The sequence below is a fragment of the Algoriphagus halophilus genome, assembly GCF_041729275.1.
GTDB classification, from domain to species: Bacteria; Bacteroidota; Bacteroidia; order Cytophagales; family Cyclobacteriaceae; genus Algoriphagus; species Algoriphagus halophilus_A.
Genome location: NZ_CP146486.1, coordinates 3650555 through 3671763, shown reverse-complemented (window position 1 = coordinate 3671763; position 21209 = coordinate 3650555). Strand labels below are relative to the sequence as shown.

The following is a 21209-nucleotide window of genomic DNA, read 5'->3' as shown; positions in this document are numbered from 1 at the left end:
ATTAAATACCTTGAATACTACCCTTGTCCACTGCGATTCCAGGAGACATTGTACTTGATAAATGAATACTTTTGAAGTATGTACCTTTAGATGAGCTAGGCTTAAGCTTAGAGATAGTAAGCACCAATTCTCTTACATTGTCCTGAATTTTTTCAGGTGTAAAAGATGCTTTACCAACGCTAGCATGGATAATTCCAAATTTATCAACTTTGAAATCGATCTTACCAGCCTTCACCTCTTTAACAGCTTTAGCTACATCCAAAGTAACTGTTCCGGATTTTGGGTTAGGCATCAAACCTCTTGGTCCTAATACTCTACCCAATCTACCTACCTTCGCCATTACGTTAGGCATTGTGATGATGACATCAATGTCAGTCCATCCACCTTCGATTTTAGCGATGTAGTCATCCAAGCCCACATAATCTGCACCCGCTTCAGTTGCTTCTGCCGCCTTGTCTGGAGTACAAAGTACCAATACTTTGATATCCTTACCAGTACCATGCGGAAGGGCTACGACGCCTCTTACCATTTGATCCGCTTTTCTAGGATCCACACCCAAACGAATGTCTAGATCGATAGAAGAATCAAATTTGGTATTGGTAATTTCCTTAACGATAGAAGAAGCTGCCTCAAGAGAGTACACTTGGCTTGGGTCATATTTAGAAAGAGCTTCTTTTTGCTTTTTTGTTAACTTAGCCATTGTTTTTTATTTATACTTCCCAAGGGGCTTGTCCAGATACTGTGATACCCATGCTTCTAGCTGTACCAGCTATCATTTTCATAGCTGACTCTACTTTGAAAGCATTTAGGTCAGGCATTTTAACCTCTGCAATTTCTTTTACCTGATCCCAGGTAACCGAACCCACTTTCTTACGGTTAGGTTCTGCAGAACCGCCTTTCAATTTCGCTGCCTCTAACAACATATTTGCTGCAGGAGGAGTTTTTACAACGAATTCAAAAGACTTATCCGAGAAAATTGTAATCAATACAGGTAGCACTTGACCCATTTTATCTTGGGTACGTGCATTGTATTGCTTACAAAACTCCATAATGTTCAAACCCTTGGAACCAAGAGCTGGACCTACTGGAGGCGACGGGTTAGCCTGGCCACCTTTCACTTGTAGTTTTAAATAACCAGTGATTTCCTTAGCCATTGCTTAGTCTTGTTTTTCTACTTGTATAAAGTTTAACTCTACCCGAGTATTTCTTCCGAAGATCTTGACCATAACATTCAATTTCTTCTTCTCATCAAATATCTCCTCTATTGTCCCGGTAAATCCACTGAATGGGCCGTCCATTACCTTCACGGCTTCTCCTACTATAAATGGCGTATCCAGTTTCTCTGCAAACTCATCAATCTCCTCAACCTTACCTAAAATACGGTTGACTTCTGATTGGCGTAATGGTTCAGGGGTTTTGGAAGCTCCCCCTGGTTTGATCCTAAGAAACCGATAACACCCGGGATACTCGTTATTACGTGATTGGCCTCACCATTAGATAGATCTGCATTGACTAAAACGTATCCGGGAAAGAAATTTCTTTCTCTGACACGCTTCTTGCCATTTCGCATCTCATATACCTTCTCGGAAGGTATCAGCACTTCAGGAATAAATTCGTCAATCTTCTGTCTGGAAATTTCATTATCCAGATAGGTTTTTGTCTTCTTTTCCTGCCCAGCTACTACCCTGAGTACGTACCACTTATGTTCAGCCATTCTGTAATGTCAATTCAATTAAAATAAATCATAAAACCATGTCATGATGTTTTCGAACCCTAAGTCTACTACCCCGATGAACAAGGCAAAGATCAAAGAAGCTACTAGCACCAACACTGCACTATTTTGAAGAAATGAGTACTTAGGCCAAGTGACCTTGTTTTTCATTTCATCATACGACTCCAGAACAAAGTTTTTTAGATTCATATTGTAATACTTACTGGCACGGGCAGAGAGATTCGAACTCCCATCAACGGTTTTGGAGACCGCTATTCTGCCATTGAACTATGCCCGTGTGAATGAACGCCCCGCTAATGGGAACGCAAAATTAGGTATTGTTGACTAAAGAAACAAATGCGATCCCAAAAATATTCAGGATCGCATCGTTTTTATTAGATCAGAAATTGATTAGTCAAGGATTTCAGTAACCTGACCAGCACCTACTGTTCTACCACCCTCACGGATCGCAAAACGAAGTCCTTTTTCAAGAGCAACTGCATTAAGCAAGTTCACCTCGATAGTCACGTTATCACCTGGCATAACCATTTCAACGTTTTCTGGAAGTTTAATCTCACCAGTTACGTCAGTAGTTCTTAAGTAGAACTGAGGTCTGTATTTGTTGAAGAATGGAGTATGACGTCCACCTTCTTCTTTTGACAATACGTAAACTTCAGCTTTGAAGTGTGCGTGAGGAGTCACAGAACCTGGCTTACAGATAATCATACCTCTCTTGATTTGAGCTTTTTCAATACCTCTCAACAAAAGACCTACGTTATCACCAGCTTCACCTCTGTCTAGGATCTTACGGAACATCTCAACACCAGTAACTGTAGACTTAAGTCCTTCAGCACCCATACCGATGATGTCAACTGGATCACCAGAGTTGATTACACCTCTTTCAATTCTACCGGTAGCAACAGTACCACGACCAGTGATCGAGAACACGTCTTCTACAGGCATCAAGAAATCTTTATCTACAGCACGCTCAGGAAGAGGAATGTACTCGTCTACAGCGTCCATCAATTGCATTACAGTATCAACCCACTTATCTTCACCGTTCAATGCACCAAGTGCAGAACCAGCGATTACTGGGATGTTATCTCCGTCGAACTCGTAGAAAGAAAGAAGTTCTCTAACTTCCATTTCTACTAACTCAAGAAGCTCAGGATCGTCAACCATGTCTACCTTGTTCATGAAAACAACAAGAGCAGGAACACCAACCTGACGAGCCAATAGGATGTGCTCTCTAGTTTGAGGCATTGGTCCATCAGTCGCTGCTACCACTAGGATAGCACCGTCCATCTGTGCTGCACCAGTTACCATGTTTTTAACGTAATCGGCGTGACCAGGACAATCTACGTGAGCGTAGTGTCTTTTTGCAGTTTGATATTCTACGTGAGAGGTGTTAATGGTAATACCTCTTTCTTTTTCTTCTGGAGCGTTGTCTATAGAAGAGAAGTCTCTTAATTCAGATAGACCCTTACTAGCCAAAACGGTAGTGATGGCAGCAGTCAAAGTGGTCTTTCCATGATCTACGTGACCAATCGTACCGATATTAACGTGCGGCTTGGAACGGTCGAATTGTGCTTTTGCCATGCGTGAAAATCCTCAGTTTAAGTTTAAAGATATGTTTAGATATAATAATTAAAGCCGTATGAGCCAACGACGGGATTTGAACCCGTGACCCCTTCCTTACCAAGGAAGTACTCTACCCCTGAGCTACGTCGGCTTGAGCCCGATACTTTCCCGAAGAAAAGTATAGAGCGGGAGACGAGGCTCGAACCCGCGACCTGCAGCTTGGAAGGCTGCCGCTCTACCAACTGAGCTACTCCCGCTTTTATTCCGGCTAAGCCGAATTTCTTTTAAGCCCTGCAAAACTAGGAAAAAATTTTGCATTCGGCAATTGTGGGGGAAACAGGATTCGAACCTGTGAAGACATAAGTCAACGGATTTACAGTCCGTCCCAGTTGGCCGCTTTGGTATTCCCCCAACTATTCGTCACTTTTTAAAGTCTTTTTCGATGACCTATCTATCGTAACGGATGGCAAAATTATAGCCTTTTATTAAAGTTTCAAAGGATGTATTTCAAATTTCATGAGATTTTATTCACTATTTCTACAAACAACTTAAAATCAGTGAATTAATTTTTCACAATTAGTGCCTCCATGAAGTAATCATAGTAACTTTTCAATTCGGGATCTTTCTCTTGTGCCGCGATTTCAGATATTGCTTCTACCACCTGGGCATCATCAGAAAATGCTAAGATCGCCTGAAATGCTCCTAATCGAATGAAATTTTGTGCATCATCCTTCATGATTTTTTTAAATTTTCTACAGCAAGGTCTTTGCCCTCTTCTGGAAACCTGCTAAAATATTCCCCATAGTACCCCAAAAAGAAATACAAACCCTCTCCAGAGAGCTGGTTTATTTTTTCATGAAACCAAATCCCCTCCCTAACACAGGCTTGGTAATGAAGTATTCCGATACCGGAATCACATATCGGAAATTGGTCTCTTTCGAAAACCGTTCAATCAATTCTTCATCCAATTCCTGCCCCTCTAGGTTGGTCAGTCCCATCAAGGCAGAACTAGACACTAATACCGATGGTTCCTCCACCAATTTCAAGAACATGGCCTGATATTTCTCATTGTCATAGGCTGCCAAAACATCAATAGCCCCTGCTTTCACCGAATTTTTGGCATTCCCATCTATCAATGCAACAAGCTCATTTTCCAATCCATCTACCTCTTCAATCCATTCCGTATGACTTTGTAATAGACTTAAAGCAAGCTCCCTTACTGACCAAAAATCATCTTTTATGGCTTTTGGCAATAATAGTTTAAGCTCCTCGGCTGCATCATTCGTGGCTAAGCTATCCAGTGCCTCGTATCGAGCAATTCCCAACTTGGAAGTTTCATACTGGTGAGACCATTGGTCTGAAGAAACTACTTGATTCTTCTTGATCAAAAGATCTTTCCCTTCATCAAAAAAGACCAAGTCTGTAGGATTCCCGTTCTCTAAAGCGAATTGTTGAAATGCCTCTTTCAGCATAAATTTCTTTGCTTTTCTTTCCATTCCATCGTACCAGCTTATTTCAAAAGGTAACTGATAAAGTGGGTTTTCTTCCAAATCCTGTATTTGGGTAATAGAAATCAAAATGTTTTCCGGAATAGAATAATCAATTTTCACAAAGAGCTCTGGATGACCTTTATCTAAAAACCACTGGTTAAAAAACCAATTCAAATCCTCCCCTGCTACTTCTTCAAAAGCCTGTCGCAAATCATGCACTTCAACATTGGAAAATGCATGTTTCTGCAAATACCTTTGGAGAGCCTCAAAAAAGACCTCATCCCCCACATATTTCCTAAGCATATGGATAATCACTCCTGCCTTGGCATAACTATGAGAGTCAAACATATCTTCAGAATCCTCATAGTAATGCCTGATCAAATTCACTTGTTTGGTTGCCGATTCCGCAAAATAGGTTTCCATTTCAGCAACGAGTTTGAGGGAGGCTTGGTCAATACCATACTTGTGTTCATTCCACAAAAACTCACTGTAATTTGCAAATCCTTCATTCAGAGGTAGGTTTGCCCAGGATTCGGTGGTGACATAATCCCCAAACCATTGGTGAAACAGCTCATGTGCAATGATGTAATCCCATTCTGAGTCCAAGGCTTCTTTTTCATTCAGCCTTAACTCTTCCATAAAGATGGAAACCGTGGTATTTTCCATTGCTCCGGAAACGAAATCCCGTACCACAACTTGGTCATATTTAGGCCAAGGATAGCGAACACCTAGCTTTTCTGAGAAAAAGCCAAGCATCTCTGGGGTATTTTTGAATACCATTTTGGCTCCTTCCTCGTAGCCCTTTTCTACATAATACCCTAATGGAACCCCTTCCCAAGTAGCTTGTACTTTTCCAAAATCACCGATGGCAAATGCGGCCAAATAAGGGGAGTGAGGCAACTTCATTTCCCAATAATCTAGATGAAAGCCATTCCCTAAATCCTCCTGATTAACTAGTTCTCCATTTCCTATGGACACCATGGAATCTGGCACTGTCAATTTAAAAAGTTGGGTCATTTTTTCATTAGGTTGATCCAATGTTGGAAACCATTTGGAATTATGCATGGTCTCGCCTTGGGTCCAAATCATCGTTGGCTTTTCGGGATCCACGTTCAAGGGGTCAATAAAATAAAGGCCTTTGGTGTCAGTAATGGCCTGACTTCCCTCCCCTGAGTTCTTCTCTGGGAAAGCTTTATATGCCATCGCTATGGCAAAGGTATCTTCCTTCGTCATCAGCTGCGGAAGTGGAATTTTCAGTTCCTGGGAATCGTAGTAATACCCTAGAGATGCGCTATCTCCCTTATACACTAAATAGACTTTCCCTAACTCAAAATCCTGAGCATCTAAAATCAACTCTTTTTGTGGCTTAAATAACGGTTTGAATGTCAATACCGCCTTTCCCAAAACGAACTGATTTTGATAATCAAAATCTAGCTCCAAATCCGTATGGATCAAGTCAAAATCCCGCTTTCTCTCTCCCTTGTAATTTGCTAGTTGAGACTCTTTCTCTTGGACTAATTTGATGATCCCGGCAGTATCCAGCGGAATTATTGCCGTAGGTTCGGCTATTACTTCCTGTTCAGGGGACTCTTCTTCTGTTTTTGTAATATTCTCTGCTGATTTACAGGAATAAGCAAATAAAACCAGAATCCCTAGGCCAGGGAATAAGGACTTTTGCAAAATATCTTTTGCCTTAGCTAGCATTTGTTTCATATTTGGGAAAAAGAAAGACCGCTTTTTGTTCGGAAATAATAAATTCAAGCGCCAAATTAACAGGAATGTTTTCAGTAACTATCCAAAATGAGACCTATTCGGTAGAAAAAACCGATGAATCCACTTTCGTAAATGATAAATCCTTGGATTGGGATTTGGAATGGATATCCGATAGAAAAATACATCTTATACATAAGCACCAATCCATAGAGGCTGAATTGGTTTCCTTGGATAAAGAGACCAAAACCCTTCAAATCAGATTGGAAGGAAAAACGGCTACGCTACAACTCAAGGACCGATTTGATCTTTTACTTGAGAAAATGGGGATGAATAACCTGAATTCTGGAGCAGCCAAGGACATTAAAGCTCCCATGCCAGGATTAATTCTGGAATTAAAAGTAAAGGCCGGAGATGAAGTGAAAAAAGGAGATGTCGTTTTAATTCTAGAGGCCATGAAAATGGAAAATATCATCAAAGCTCCTGGGGACGGCATTATTAAATCCATCAAAGTTAATCTCAAGCAAAGTGTTGAAAAAACCAAGTCCTGATACAATTTTGATCAAAAAAAGAATTTAGGAAAAGCCAAAATTGAGATTTGCCCTAGCATAATGAGATGAAGGAATTATATTTGTCGGATTATTTAATCTAGTACTACTTTATTCAGCAACTCCTTTGCAAATAAATCCACTTATGAAATACAAAAGAATACTGCTCAAACTAAGCGGAGAAGCACTAATGGGCGACAAGAATTACGGCATCGACCCTGTTAGACTTCAGCAATACACCCAAGAGATCATGAAAGTCAAAGATATGGGGGTGGAAATTGCTATCGTGATTGGTGGGGGCAACATCTTCAGAGGAGTTCAAGCTGCTCAATCAGGTATCGATCGCGTCCAAGGAGATTACATGGGGATGTTAGCCACCTTGATCAATGCAATGGCTCTTCAAAGTGCTTTGGAAAAAGCAGGTCTCTTCACTAGGTTGATGTCTGGAATAAAAATTGAAAGTGTTTGTGAACCATTCATTCGAAGAAGAGCAATCCGACACCTGGAAAAGGGACGTATTGTCATCTTTGGTGCTGGAATTGGAAATCCTTACTTTACCACAGATTCCACAGCCAGTTTAAGAGCGATTGAGGTAGAGGCAGATGTGGTCTTAAAGGGTACAAGAGTAGACGGCGTTTATACTGCTGACCCTGAAAAAGATGCTACGGCAACCAAATACAAAACTATATCCTTCCACGAAGTGTATGAAAAGAACTTAAATGTCATGGATATGACTGCTTTCACACTTTGTCAGGAAAACAACCTTCCAATTATTGTATTTGATATGAATAAGGCAGGTAATTTGAGTAAACTAGTAGAAGGTGAAGAAGTTGGAACATTGATCACAACCCTTTAAGCTTAAGATTATGGAAGAAATTGATTTATTCTTAGACGAAGCAAAAGAATTGATGCAGAAAGCAGTGGACCATACTGCTTCAGAATTATTAAAAATTAGAGCAGGAAAGGCAATGCCTAATATCTTGGACGGAATTATGGTCCAATATTATGGAGCGCCTACCCCTTTGTCTCAGGTTGCTTCGATCAACACTCCGGATGCAAGAACACTTAGCATTAAACCTTGGGAAAAGAATTTAATCGGAGAAATAGAAAAAGCAATTATTAACTCAGACTTGGGACTTGCCCCTCAAAACAATGGAGAGATCGTTATTCTGACTATTCCTGCATTAACGGAGGAAAGAAGAATCAGCTTGGTAAAACAAGCTAAAAATGAGTGTGAAAATGGTAAAATTTCCATTAGAACGGTCAGAAAAGACACCAATGACTCCTTGAAAAAACTTCAAAAAGACGGTGCATCTGAAGACGAAATCAAAAGAGCTGAAGAAGTAGTTCAGAAGCTAACAGATCAATATGCTGCAAAAATTGATGACTTACTTGTTAAGAAAGAAGCTGATATTATGAAAGTTTGATCATTCCTAAACATTAAAAAAAACGCTCTGAAAATGAATTTCAGAGCGTTTTTTTTGCTTTATTTTTCTCAGTTAATTCAATAAAACCAATAAAATACTCCTCTTAAAGTTAAAAATTACCCATCCTAAAATAGATCACCTATTCGGAAAACTAAGACTTGATTCAAGCCAATTCAATCAGAAAAATGCTTCTTGATAAATCAACGTCAATTCACTTGGATAAAGGTGGCAATACCAAATCGAACTCCTCCTCTTAGGAAATTTCCGTTCTCAAATCCAGCTCCCATTTCCAATCTGAAGATTCTGAATAAATTATCCAAAGAGTAACCGGCCTCCCAATAACTTGGTGAATTTTCAGTCTTTAAATAGTTAAAAAAGAGATTTTCCCTCACCCCTGAAAACCGGAGCATAGGCAATTGAGTCAACAGAAATTTTCGGAATTGATAATGGAAAATCCCTGAAACGTAGGAGGTATTGGTGCTGTACTTGTAGTAATCCATAAATCGGTAATTTGAAGCAGGTCCAAAATTCGAAAATATAGTTCTGTTACCTCCAAAATGCTGGTAGTCCTGAAAATAGACTTGCTTATTACTCAAGAATGCCCCTGCAGAAACATTAAAGTCCAACTTTCCACTCACGCCAAATTCAAAAAAGTGCTCTATCCCTAACTCCAAATGATCAAAATCAGCAGCAGTCTCAGCATTTAACAATCCTCCCAGAGCTTTTGTATAATTGAAATTGATCAAAGGAGATCGATTGGTAATTGGATATTTACGACCATTTCTAATTCCATATTTTACACCCGGTCTCCAGGCAATAGACGCATTGAACTTTAGTATTTCATGATCAGTAAAGGCCATTTCATCGACCTCCACATTTTCTGGCCGGTTGCTGGTATAGGTTCTCTCTTCTTTGTTGTACCAGCTATAATTGGAATTATTAAAAAGTTCTCCTCTTTCTGCGTAGGTTAAGTTAGCTCGGTAGGTAAATCCATAATTGACCCGATGAGCCCAGTAAACCCTGGCAAAATCCTGTTCATAAAGCTTCATGTAATTCTGACGAAACAATAGAGAATAAAAAGCATTTACCTGTTCATTGATAGGCTCTCCCCATTGAATTGATAAATATATCTTCCCCCTTCAACCCCAAAAGTAGTTCCTGAGATAGGTTTTGTGGTAGACCATCGAAAGTCCACTTTTCCATAAAATCGATTACTTGAAATACCATATCGCAACTCCGGCTCAATATTGAAGCTTTTCCGGATTCGATTGATTGAGTCGGCAAGTTTCTCCTCTTGATATTTTCGGTAAAACATTCCCATACCGAACTTAAAACCTTCCACTGTGTTAAATGATATCTTGGTCCAATTTTGCTTAAATCCGATCGAAACGCCTTTCCCAAAACTGTAAGAGGCCCCATTCATGAAATCCAAGGGTTTATACTTCCTTCTCGCTTTTTTTGCCACCGAATCCACCTCACTGACTTTTGCAGCTTCTATGACTGCCAGACTATCATCTCTTTTATACCCTTCTATTTCTTTCTCGGTCAGAGGAACTGGTCTGATGCTATCCCAATAAGATAAATCACGTTTTTTCGCAAGAGAATCTATGCTAAAATAACTTTCCCGGATCACATCAGGCTCATCCCGCTCTTTCAGCGATTCTTTTTCATATTCATTGATCAGCTTTCTATATTCTTTTCGAGTAGTGGGTTGCTCTTTGGCCAGTTGCTCCAAGGCAGATTCCGTTTTTTGAAGTCAGCCACATCTTCGGTTACCTCTTGTACTTTTTCGTCTATAATCTCTGGAACATAGGCCAAATCAGGGTTTAAGGTGACTTCATATTCTCTTGTAGATGCCAGGTATTTGAATTCCCCTTCAAATCCGAAAAACTTCCCACCAAATCGATAAGTATGCGTTAAAGGCATCCAGACATTTTCAGCCACAGGAGCATATTGTTGAGTGGCCTGAATATCAAAACCCAAAAGGGAGGTTTTTAAATTGAGGGAATGGATGGCCCAAAGGTCCTCTATGATATAGATATATCCCTCAAATACCCGTTCTCCTCTGGACCTTGGGGTAACCTTGATTTTATTCACTAGTACATCCTGATCAAAGAAACTCCCTTCATATGTGAATCGATAATAAGTGAATGCGGACCTTGACAAGGGTGAAATAATATCATTGATTTTTTCCTGATAAAAACTTGTTTGGATGTAGGGCGCAGGGGAAGTAGATTGATTATCCCCATTGGTTCTAATAGAAATCACTTTTTCCTCCACTTTATTAGGTTGGGTGAAGGTAATTCTTGAAACTGATTCACTGGTATAAGCTTCATTGAGTTTCAGACCTTCTTTTTCCAAAGTCTTCTTAAGGAAAAAGGGAGCATCAGTAAGCTGGCCAGTACCTTTCAGGTAAACCGTCATACTATATTGCTGCAATTGTAAACGGTGGAATTTTGCTTTGGAAATGGCTTTCCTCATAATGGTCAAAGCTGGATCTTCCTGCCCCGCCCTAACTTCCACTTCGCTTAGGGTGTAAACTTGTGGTTCTAGTACAAAATCCAGATCTACCCATTGCTCTCCCACCTCTACTGCTTTCAATTGGGACTTATAGCCTAAGAATTGGATCAGAACGTCATATACTCCGGGATCCAATTTATATTCATACCTCCCATCTTGATTGGTAGGAACACCGTCTCCCAAATTTCGAATATACACGGAAGCATATGGTAAGAGTTCACCTTCCGAAGAAACGACTTTGCCCCGTATTCCTTGAGCCAAAACAGAACCTCCAACAACTACCGAAATCAGTAATAAAAAAACAGATTGAATAAAAATTTTATAGTCGGGTCGCATAAATATTCATATGGCAATAAATATACCTGATTATCAAAGGTTAAAATAACCTATTAATATGATTTAAGAATTAAACGCTTTTAATCATTACCTCCCTTTTATTTGGACAAGTCCTTAGTAGTAAAAAGGAGAATTTAATGGATAGATTGTACTTTTTGGAATAATCGTGTCAAAGATCAAAAACAATCTAACTTCAAAAGAACTACAAAATTTAGTTCGAAGAAAGGCCCTTTTGAAGGGACCTCAATTTTATAAAAAAATTACTCGAAAGGTTTTGCTTCATCGATCTGAACTACCTCAAGGGCACCATCATTTTTAGCATAAATCAACCAAGTGAATGCGTTGACAGACACTTTCTTAATCCCTCTTACGTCGCCACGGATTTTAAGTCGGTTTTGGGTATCAGTCTTGAAATTCCCAAGAGAGTCTCCCATTATAACCTGCCCCCAACTCCCTTGATAGGCTCCATAATAAGGAGATGCGCCCGTTTTGTTCCCTCCTAATACCAAATCCAGGTATCCGTCCTGATTCACGTCTAACACTTCAATCGCCTCAATTGGAGAAAATTGAGCTTCGGCAGGCAATTTCTGTAAACGAAAATCCAGACCATTTTGATTTACCAATACTATGGATTCAAAAAGATGGGCTTCAAGGTATTTCGCCTCTTTCGTATTCAAATAAGTCAACAACTCTTCAACATCCTTCCCTGCAAAATCCCGGTAGCGTAAAAACTTCTTTTGAGGCTTGGCATTTGTTTTACAAGTTCATCTTTGGTAGCTACAGTATAATATTCCCCATCCACTGGATAAGAAATAATCTGTTCCGAAGTCCCATTCTGGTCAAAATCATTGACAATCATTTTTACTGGCTGTTCTTGGGATGCTTTCAACCGGCTATTCAAACCCAAATTCCCTACCACCAGATCGGGATAACCATCTCCATTTAGATCTTCAGCAGCAATGGAGTTCCACCAGCCCTTTGATTTTTCCAAACCAAATAAATTAGTTTCATTATTCAATTTACCTCCTCGATTCATGAAGATGGTAATTGGAATCCATTCTCCTACCACAATCAAATCCAGGTTTCCATCAAGGTCTAAATCTTGCCATACTGCATCTTTCACCATTCCTATGAATTCCAAATCTGGAGCAAATTCCTTCGTTCGGTTTGCATAGTTATTTCCTCCTTGATTTTGTAGTAAGTAACTTCTAGGAGTATATCCATATTTCCCTGCCACATTTCTTCCCCCAATCATCAAATCCTCCATTCCGTCCCCGTTAAAGTCAGCCACTTTTACCACCGAGACTTGGGCATTGGGTTCCAAGGATAATTGTACTTTTTGATCAAAAATCCCTTTTCCGTCATTAAGATATATTCTAGTAGACTCGCCCTGATCATTTGGGAGTTGGATATTCCCTCCCCTTCCTACCAATAAATCCAAAAAACCATCTCCATTACTGTCAAAAAAAACCGCACTTACGTCCTCCAAAATCGAATCTTCTTCCAACAAGGGCTGATCCACTTGATCAAACCGACCTTGTTTGCTTTGAATAAAAACAGCTCCAGGCTGTCCCGAAGCTCCTCCAACAAAAACATCCTCCCGACCATCTCCATTTAAATCACCTATCGCTAAAGCTGGCCCCTCCTGAGACAATTTATGTGGTAGCAAAGGCTCTGTATTAAAATCATTAAACTCATTTTCAATGTGTTGGAAATCAATACCGGTAGACTCTTTATCCAAAATTCTTAAAAGTGATTCTTTCGTGTTTGTGGCTGGAGTGGAAGGATCGGTCGCATCTGATTCATTCAAAACAAGAGTAGTATTGGCTTTGACATTATTGATTGTTTCTGATTTTCCGCTCGACCAAATCACTTTTAAAGAATCCAGGTACTGCACACCATCCAAACCAAAATGGACCTCAGGAGCGATGGATGACTGAAATCCTCTGCTTGTAAAATTTTCCTGAACTTGGATCTTATTTTTATAGTATAACTCAACTCTTGCCCCAATTCCAAACTTGTTTAAACCCAGACCATCAAACCTCACTTTTAAATAATTTACGGTTTTACTACTGTCAGAAAAATGCCCTAATCTATTTTCATAAATTCCAGCAGGTTGATTGATATTATTAATTACCAAATCTAAATCCCCATCATTATCTAAGTCTGCATAGATGGCTCCATTAGAGATCCCATTCCCAGAAAGCCCCCATTCTTGTGAAACATCCTTGAATGTTAGGTCTCCATTATTTCTAAAAATAAAATTACCGACATCGCCAGGAGGCATTTTTCCTGCAAGGTCAAGATCACTGATATTCGGCTTGTTTTGTAAACCCTCTTCTATTTCTGGATTGGTGACAAAATTCATATAATCCAGGTCATTGGGTCGACGAACTATTCCATTGGTAACAAATAAATCTTTCCAGCCATCATTATCATAATCACCAAATAATGCTGCCCAACTCCAATCTGTAGCGTATACGCCGGAGTATTGCCCAATTTCCGAAAATGTACCATTGGCATTATTTAATTGAAGACTATTTCTAGACACTTGCCTTTCAAATCCAAACCCTAATTTGAGTTGGTATACTTCTTCGCTATCTTCTCCAGCTGACATTTTTTGAATGATTTCATCCCTAGGCAACATGTCCATGGTGATAAAATCAATCCACCCATCATTATTAAAATCTGAAAAATCACTCCCCATCGAGAACCTACTGCTGTAGTTGACACCAGAAGAAATTTGTTCTTTGAAGGTTCCATCCTTTTGGTTGATATACAGGTAGTCATTCTCATTAAAATCATTTGACACATAGATATCAGGCCATCTATCATTATTGATATCAGAAATCCCAATTCCCAATCCATATCCGATCTTACTGGAGAAAATTCCTGCTTGTGGTGTAATTCCTGTAAACTTCTTTTCTCCACTTTCTAGGTTGTTTCGATACAGCCTATCTCCAGCCAACCCATCGTCAAAATACCTAGATTCAGCCCCTCCATAACTCCTCTCCGTATGTACTGCATGGTTGAGCAAGTACATATCCAAATCACCATCCTTGTCGAAATCAAAAAATGCGGCTTGCGTGCTAAAACCTTGGAAAGCCAAACCATATTCTTCAGCACTTTCTGTAAAAGTCAAGTCACCATTGTTGATATATAGCTCATTTCTCCCTACCACTGTTTTCCAATTCCCCAACCTAGAAACGTAAATATCCAATAGTCCATCTCCGTTGATATCGGCCATAGTAACCCCCGTTTTCCAAGGTCCCTCAGATGCCAGTCCTGCTTTCAGGGTTATATCTTCAAAAACAATCCCCCTTTATTCAAATAAAGTTTATTGGGTCCCTGATTAGAAGAAAAATAGAGATCAATCAGCCCATCATTATTAATATCTCCTGCAGCTACTCCACCACCATTGTAAAAATACAGGTATTCAATAATATTAAACTCCTCTGTTTCATTCAGGGTATTGGTAAAATCAACACCTGTTTTTTGAGGAGGAAGACTTTCAAAAAGTGATTGCTGTTCCTGTAAATCAGGTTTTTTGAACATGAAGTCAGAATAATGAGCGTAAAAATCAAAAAATGAAAATAGGCATTTTTCATGGGGTATAATTTGTATCGTCAACCACTTGGAATGCCCTAGCCAAATTTTACTTACATAGGACAATCTACAGACAATTGCTTCACAACTTGAGCTATTATTGGCTTAATTCGATGGAATTTGTTCTTGGGACTGGCTATTTTCAAATTCTTCATTAAGTCTCTTTTCTACCTTCAAATCAGTAAAAACTGCTTGAACAAATTGTTCATCTTTGACAAACAAATTAATTCTTCTTTTCCCATCAATTTTATAATATACTTTCCCTTGGGTAGGATGATTGAGTAATTGGAAATCATCACCGTAGGTCATTTTGTATTTTTCCAAAACTTTAGGAAGGAGGTTTTCAGCCCAATACTGCCTGTTCCAAGGTGCCCAGGCCACATAGGAATAGATTACTGGCATTTCAAATATCTTTTCGTCAATGAAGGTTGGGAAAAACCGCATGCTGACTTCACTATCATATTCATCCACAATTCTATACTCTACATTGGTAGATCCCCCTGGTCCTTGAGTGATTTTTTGCTGTTTGTTTAAGTCGGTACAGTGATCAAAAAGTCCTTTTGGGGCATTCCTAAATAAAAGCCTAAAAACAAACTATCGGTTTCCGATATATTTTCCTCAGAAGAATTAAAGAATGAAGAATCACAACTCTGAATGAGTAAGATGAGAATTAAAGTGGAGAATACTTTGGTTAAATATCTAGGCATTGATAAATCGGTAATAAGCAACTAAGGAACTTTTTCCAAGCAAGTGGTTTACTGGGGGAAGAAATTAAATGAATTTGAATCTATGATACAATCTTTTTTTAAGCAAACTTGGTTAACAAGCTTTTAAAAAAAGCAAGCTGAAACCTCAGCCTGCTTTTTAGTCTATATCAAATACTGATTAATTATACCCTGGATTTTGTTGTAATTTTGGATTCGCAAGTATTTGTGGCTGTGGAATTGGGAACAACTCCAAGTAACTTCCTGGAGAGTGTACTTGCTTAGGTCTGTTCATTCCTTCAAAAGGCCACCAAGCTTCTCCATACTTTTTGAATCGGATTAAATCCTGTCTTCTTGTCATTTCAACAAACATTTCTCTACCTCTTTCCTCAAACAGGTTTTCTTCGGTCAGTGTAGTAAATGGATCTAGGTTACCAGCTCTGGCTCTAATTTGATTCACCAAGGCTAATGCCTCTGTGGTTTCTCCCATTCTAAACTTGGCTTCAGCAAGTGAAAGGATAGCATCAGATAGTCTGAAAATCACAAAGTCATTGCTCATGTTATTAGTGCCTCCCATTTCAAATTCATATTTCGCAATTCGGGCTCCTGCTTGACGCAACCCTCCAGGGGAAATTTCATTAAGGTAAGGCATGAAGGTAAGCGGTGGGCCATTTGGATCCCCGTTTCTTCCTGTTGGATCTGTTGGCTCAACTCCTGGATCTTCCAATACTGTTCCATCTGATCTGAATTGAGGTCCAACCAAGAAATTACTTAATCTTCCGTCTATTGTTCCTGTAGATTGTTCCAAAGCCAATCCTTTCCATACAGGACCTTGAGTACCTGGATTTTTATCAGGATCAACATATGAGTTATAAAACTCTTCAACTGTTTGATAGCCATTCCAAGGCTGTTGGGTAAGATTGAAGGTAGATTGACTTACAATATGCAATGTCATCATTACCCAGTTAAAACCACCTGCGAAAACCTTGTCATAAGGATATACAAAGATATTTTCAGTGGATTGACTGTTGTTGATTACAAAATTGTTACTGTAATTTGGCATCAAACTGTAAACACCACTGTTAATAATTTCGGAAGCATCTGCCGCAGCAAGAGCCCATTGAGGAGTACCTGTATATACCTCTGCATTGAGGTAAAGCTTCATTCTAATCATTAAAGCACTCCATTTGGTCATCCTTCCATAAGTTGTACCATCTTTGGCAACTGGAAGCAGTGGAATGATTTCATTGAGTTCACTCAACACAAAATCATAAACTTCTTGCCGAGGTTTGGTACTAGGAGCTTCCACATCAGTGAAGTCTGTTACGATTGGGATATTTCCAAAAGCATCCAGAGCCCAGTAATAATAAAGCGCTCGTAAGGCCCTGAGTTCAGCTATAAACGCTTCAGAATTAGGATTATCCAGTGTTTCAAAAGAAAAGATCAATCGATTACAAGTATTGATTCCTCCAAAAGGAAATTCCAAGAATTTTGAAAGAATGGATTATCGCTTTTGAATTCATGCTGGTGTAATTGCAAAAGAACTCCTCCGTCAAACCAGTCACCTCCTTTGTGAGAAACAACAATTTCGTCTGAAGCGATTTCATTGATGGACCAAAGTCCGGAGTGGTTACCCAGCCCTCCTAGGGATGTATATGCTTGTCCAAGTGCAGAAATAAACTCTTCATTTGTTTGGAAAAAGTTATCAGCTGTAACAGCACTATATACTTCTTCATCTAAGTCTACGCAGGATGAAGCGAAGTAACTCATTCCCAGGCCAATCAAGAAGTATCGAATATTTATTATTTTTTTCATGATATCTTATTTTTAGCTTAGAAACTTAGATTAAGGCCTAGAGTAGTGATTGTAGTGGTGAAATAAGTTGCCCTTCTTTCAATACCCGGTGCAAGAGGATCATTGTTTTGCTCTGAATCTCCATACCTTACCTCAGGATCTACACCGGTATATCCGGTAAACATGAAGGGGTTCTGTACTGAAACATAAGCCCTAATCCTTCCGACTGCCTTACCTGGCTGTACATTGAAGTTATAGCCAAGGGTTGCATTGTCTAACACCACAAAATCAGCTTTTTCAACGTGGGTGCTGTTATATTCTGCTTTGGTAATATTCGGATCAAAATATTTAGTATTTACAATATTCCAGTTTTGAACAGTTGTACTTTCAGTGTTTTCATAGAAACCTCTGTAGCTGTTGATCAGGTAATGACCAAATGATCCTCTAAAGAAGAAGTTCAAATCCCAATTCTTATAAGTTAAGGAGTTATTGAAACCAAAATTTAAAGTAGGATATGCGGTACCTAATTGAGTTCTGTCATCGTTACAGTTACAATAAACAGGGTTCCCTTCATCATCTACAGCTGTGCCATCAATCACTTTCATGATCGGACTTCCATCATCGCTAACACCTACCTGAATTGGACCCCAAATTTGTCCTAAAGGTCCATTTTCTTGAATTCGGATCAATTGTGTTAGGTTTTGACCTGGAGATCCAAAATTAGAGCGGTAATTAACTTCTCCGAAACTCAAATCTCCTGCAGACAAGCTTCTAAGATTTGTCTTTAAAGTGGAGAAATTGACTCCTGTAGTCCATCTGAAATCAGCATTTTGAATGGCTCTAAAATTTAACATCACCTCCAAACCTGAATTGGACATTTCACCGATGTTCAATTGGGTGGTAGGGAAAAGGTTTGGTGGTACTGGTACATTGATTGGTAAGATCATACCTGTTGTCACTCTGGTATAATAGTCAATCGCACCATCTAACTTGTTATTTAAAATCACAAAGTCCAATCCTACATTGTACTCATCCTTTGTCTCCCAAGACAAATCTGGGTTGGCATTGGATACCGGTCCATATGATGGCACAAATTGACCATTATAGAAGAAGTTACCCTGACGGCCAAATCTTAACAAGGATAAATAGGACTCTCCTGGCTGTGTACCAGTTCTACCATAACTGGCTCTGAATTTCATCGAACTAACACCGGTAAGATCTACCAAATTTGCGATGTTTACACCCACACTGACTGCTGGAAACAAACCCCATTTGTTGTTAGCTCCAAATCTAGTGGAACCTTCATATCTGGCACTTAGAGATAGCAGGTAAGTATCATCATAATTGAAGTTAGCCCGTCCAAAGAATGCCACCAATTTGTTTGAGTTGGCATAACTTGAAACTGTCGCCAATCCATTGGCAAAGTCAAGTGCCGCCCCGATGTTATTATAAGTAAATGCGTCTGTTAAGAAATTACCCGCTTGAGTAAAATCACCCTGGTTAAAGAATTCTTGGTAAGAATATCCTGCCAAGAAAGCCATTCCAAGTTGATTTACGTTTTCGTAATAATTCAATGTCGCTTCGAATAGATCATTTAGCCTCTCATTATTTTGAATTGTGGCCAAACCATTTCTACCGAATCCTCCTCCGAATTTAGCTGTCTTTGGGGAATAAGACCCTCTCCAATCAGTTTCTCTCTGAGTAGAATAAAATAATGCTCCGCTAAACTTACTTGTGAAATTGTATTCTCCACGGATACTGGCTAAAAGTCTGTTATCTCGACCATCTGCTATGTTTTGCTCTGCGATAGATACAGGATTGAACCAGTCAAAAATATCTCTCTCTGAATAGCCTCCAAAATCAGGACTTTGTGGATTAGGATCTAAAACTGGAAGCGTAGGATTGCTTATGATCGCATATCTAAAAGCATTTTCGTTACCAAATTCTCTTTTGACTTGTGTATTGGAAATATTCACAGTAAATGTTGCCTTGTCTTTTAAGGCTCTTTGGGTCAAACTCAACCTGGCATTTAATTGGTCAAAACCAGAATTAATACCCACACCGTCCACATTTCGGGAGTTGATAGAAACTCGGTAGCTGGTGCTTTCATTACCACCTCCAAGTGAAAGGTTGTTAATAAAACTAAGTCCAGTATTTGTTACTTCATCTAACCAGTTGGTACTTCCTCCAAGGTCTCGGGAGTTAGGTATCGCTTTGTATTCTTCTGCATTCATGACACTAATAGTCCTAGCTACATTTTCGACAGCTACGCTACTATTAAATTCCACGACTGATCTACCCTTTCTACCTTTTTTAGTAGTTACCAAGATTACACCAGCAGATCCTCTGGTACCGTAAATAGCTGCAGCAGATCCATCCTTCAATACATCCATGGACTCGATATCATTAGGATCTACTGTGCTCAAGGAGGCTCCAATAACCCCATCGATAACTACAAGTGGAGAAGCATTTTCTCCAATTGAGGAGATTCCTCTTAATCGTACATTAAATCCGGAGTTAGGATTTCCTCCTGGTCTGGCAATGTTTAGACCAGCGACTTTTCCTTGGAGCAATTGTGCGGGGTCATTCACTGTACCTTGATTAAAATCCTCCGATTTGACGCTAGTTACCGCACTGGTAATCTCTTTCTTTTCTTGGGTACCATACCCCACAACTACCACCTCTGTAAGCGCTTGTATGTTTTCAGCTAGTGCAACATCGATAACAGTCCGGTTTCCTACCTCCTCCTCAACGGTGGTATAACCGATAAATGAGATTCGTAAAATATCAGTTGGACTAGCCTCGATTGAATAGCTCCCATCTAAATCTGTCACCACTCCAGTCGTGGTACCACTTATCAGAATACTTACACCCGGGATTCCCTCCCCAGTGGCAGCATCTGTTACTTTTCCTGTTACCCTAGTCTGCTGTGCATATGTCACCTGACATATGCATAAAGCAAAAGACAAGAATAACATGAAAACCAGTTTTACTTGTTTTTTCATGTGATTTTAGGTTATGGTTAATTGTTTGATAGCTCTTTTAGCAATCCTTATTTTATGTTTTACCTCCCTATTCTAGAAATTTTCCCTGAAATAAATAAGTAAAACAAATTGGTTTTCTGGTGGGCATCTTACCCTCAGACCAAAGGCCTGAAAGCAATTAATTTTGGTTTTATGAAATCAAAAAAGAATTCTGAATTCAAAAAAACTAAATCATTTAAAATCAAAACCTGGGGAAAATTTCCGCTTTAAAACAAAGCTTTTGGCAATTTTTTATTGAAGTTTTGAGTTCACATGCCTTGAAGCAATTTTAAAAATAATTTCGCATATCTAAAACAAAACAAAAGATAATTGTAAAAATATTTAATCGACAATAGAACCGTCCTAAATACCCTTTTAAAAAAAATTTAACAATCTTGATTTCATTTATAAATAAGTTTAAAATAGTTAGTCTTCTTAACTAGAATAAATTAGTCAAGGGCCTCGAAAATAAAGTAGTGAAAAAACTAAAATTGTTTCTTCCAATGTTCATACCCTTTCTAGACCAGTTGTTTTGATGTCTGAATTAACTTCAAAAAACAAAATCACAACACTCAGAACTCCCCAACTAATTATTGGCATTGGGAATAATTCTGACATTGTATTTAAAAGTATTGAAGGCTAAAATAGCTCTTCATCTTTTTCCAAGGATTAGAAGTTGATTTTACTAACCTGTTATTAATCTTCTAAAAATTTTCTTATCGAGTAAAATGTTACTCTCGCTTTGGCAAAATCAAACAA

At 39.0% G+C, this 21209-nt stretch carries 17 protein-coding genes, 4 tRNA genes and 2 pseudogenes; 3 read left to right on the top strand and 20 right to left on the bottom strand.

Annotated features, from left to right (window positions below; translation table 11 throughout):
- Position 1: 1 nt before the first annotated feature.
- The 11 genes and pseudogenes from rplA to V8V91_RS19595 form a co-directional block, all read right to left on the bottom strand.
- Complete coding sequence (gene rplA / locus V8V91_RS19645; RefSeq protein ID WP_373396887.1) at positions 2-700, bottom strand: 50S ribosomal protein L1; 699 nt, start codon at positions 698-700, stop codon at positions 2-4.
- 10 nt (positions 701-710) lie between these two features.
- The gene (rplK, locus tag V8V91_RS19640; protein WP_074226865.1) at positions 711-1154 is read right to left on the bottom strand and encodes a 50S ribosomal protein L11; all 444 of its coding nucleotides are present in this window, start codon (positions 1152-1154) and stop codon (positions 711-713) included.
- A gap of 3 nt (positions 1155-1157) precedes the next feature.
- Positions 1158-1714, bottom strand: a pseudogene (nusG, locus tag V8V91_RS19635) (transcription termination/antitermination protein NusG).
- Positions 1715-1732: 18 nt separating this feature from the next.
- The gene (gene secE, locus V8V91_RS19630) at positions 1733-1921 is read right to left on the bottom strand and encodes a preprotein translocase subunit SecE (protein ID WP_008203051.1); all 189 of its coding nucleotides are present in this window, start codon (positions 1919-1921) and stop codon (positions 1733-1735) included.
- 14 nt (positions 1922-1935) lie between these two features.
- A tRNA-Trp gene (locus V8V91_RS19625) sits at positions 1936-2009 on the bottom strand.
- 113 nt (positions 2010-2122) lie between these two features.
- Entirely contained in the window at positions 2123-3310 is a 1188-nt protein-coding gene (tuf, locus tag V8V91_RS19620) for an elongation factor Tu (RefSeq protein WP_373396886.1), read from the bottom strand.
- A gap of 61 nt (positions 3311-3371) precedes the next feature.
- Positions 3372-3443, bottom strand: a tRNA-Thr gene (locus V8V91_RS19615).
- 33 nt (positions 3444-3476) lie between these two features.
- Positions 3477-3549: transfer RNA gene (locus V8V91_RS19610), tRNA-Gly, on the bottom strand.
- A gap of 71 nt (positions 3550-3620) precedes the next feature.
- Positions 3621-3703, bottom strand: a tRNA-Tyr gene (locus V8V91_RS19605).
- 151 nt (positions 3704-3854) lie between these two features.
- Entirely contained in the window at positions 3855-4028 is a 174-nt protein-coding gene (locus V8V91_RS19600; protein WP_373396885.1) for a hypothetical protein, read from the bottom strand.
- Between the two features lie 109 nt (positions 4029-4137).
- Complete coding sequence (locus tag V8V91_RS19595; RefSeq protein WP_373396884.1) at positions 4138-6486, bottom strand: M1 family aminopeptidase; 2349 nt, start codon at positions 6484-6486, stop codon at positions 4138-4140.
- 74 nt (positions 6487-6560) lie between these two features.
- Between V8V91_RS19595 and V8V91_RS19590 the strand changes: the two genes are divergently transcribed.
- From V8V91_RS19590 to frr, 3 genes are all read left to right on the top strand, one after another.
- On the top strand, positions 6561-7043 hold the full coding sequence (locus tag V8V91_RS19590; protein ID WP_373396883.1) for a biotin/lipoyl-containing protein: 483 nt from the start codon (positions 6561-6563) through the stop codon (positions 7041-7043).
- 142 nt (positions 7044-7185) lie between these two features.
- Positions 7186-7896: a UMP kinase gene (pyrH, locus tag V8V91_RS19585; RefSeq protein WP_074226861.1), complete on the top strand. Its 711-nt coding sequence runs from the start codon at positions 7186-7188 to the stop codon at positions 7894-7896.
- A gap of 10 nt (positions 7897-7906) precedes the next feature.
- Positions 7907-8467, top strand: coding sequence for a ribosome recycling factor (gene frr, locus V8V91_RS19580; protein ID WP_373396882.1), 561 nt, complete (start codon positions 7907-7909; stop codon positions 8465-8467).
- A gap of 206 nt (positions 8468-8673) precedes the next feature.
- Here frr and V8V91_RS19575 read toward each other — a convergent pair.
- From V8V91_RS19575 to V8V91_RS19535, 9 genes and pseudogenes are all read right to left on the bottom strand, one after another.
- A pseudogene (locus tag V8V91_RS19575) lies at positions 8674-10100 on the bottom strand (DUF5686 family protein).
- 47 nt (positions 10101-10147) lie between these two features.
- The gene (locus V8V91_RS19570; RefSeq protein WP_373396881.1) at positions 10148-11323 is read right to left on the bottom strand and encodes a DUF5686 family protein; all 1176 of its coding nucleotides are present in this window, start codon (positions 11321-11323) and stop codon (positions 10148-10150) included.
- 260 nt (positions 11324-11583) lie between these two features.
- The gene (locus V8V91_RS19565) at positions 11584-12009 is read right to left on the bottom strand and encodes a hypothetical protein (RefSeq protein WP_373396880.1); all 426 of its coding nucleotides are present in this window, start codon (positions 12007-12009) and stop codon (positions 11584-11586) included.
- A complete protein-coding gene (locus V8V91_RS19560; protein WP_373396879.1) occupies positions 12006-14570 on the bottom strand; it encodes an FG-GAP-like repeat-containing protein in 2565 nt (854 codons plus the stop codon). Before V8V91_RS19560 ends, V8V91_RS19565 begins: the two co-directional genes overlap by 4 nt.
- A 50-nt stretch (positions 14571-14620) precedes the next feature.
- Complete coding sequence (locus V8V91_RS19555; RefSeq protein WP_373396878.1) at positions 14621-14878, bottom strand: hypothetical protein; 258 nt, start codon at positions 14876-14878, stop codon at positions 14621-14623.
- Positions 14879-15034: 156 nt separating this feature from the next.
- Positions 15035-15400: a hypothetical protein gene (locus V8V91_RS19550; protein WP_373396877.1), complete on the bottom strand. Its 366-nt coding sequence runs from the start codon at positions 15398-15400 to the stop codon at positions 15035-15037.
- A gap of 414 nt (positions 15401-15814) precedes the next feature.
- Positions 15815-17119, bottom strand: a complete 1305-nt coding sequence (locus V8V91_RS19545; RefSeq protein WP_373396876.1) for a RagB/SusD family nutrient uptake outer membrane protein — start codon at positions 17117-17119, stop codon at positions 15815-15817.
- Complete coding sequence (locus tag V8V91_RS19540) at positions 17077-17448, bottom strand: hypothetical protein (RefSeq protein ID WP_373396875.1); 372 nt, start codon at positions 17446-17448, stop codon at positions 17077-17079. Before V8V91_RS19540 ends, V8V91_RS19545 begins: the two co-directional genes overlap by 43 nt.
- 17 nt (positions 17449-17465) lie before the next feature.
- Positions 17466-20432, bottom strand: coding sequence for a SusC/RagA family TonB-linked outer membrane protein (locus tag V8V91_RS19535; RefSeq protein ID WP_373396874.1), 2967 nt, complete (start codon positions 20430-20432; stop codon positions 17466-17468).
- Positions 20433-21209: the final 777 nt, after the last annotated feature.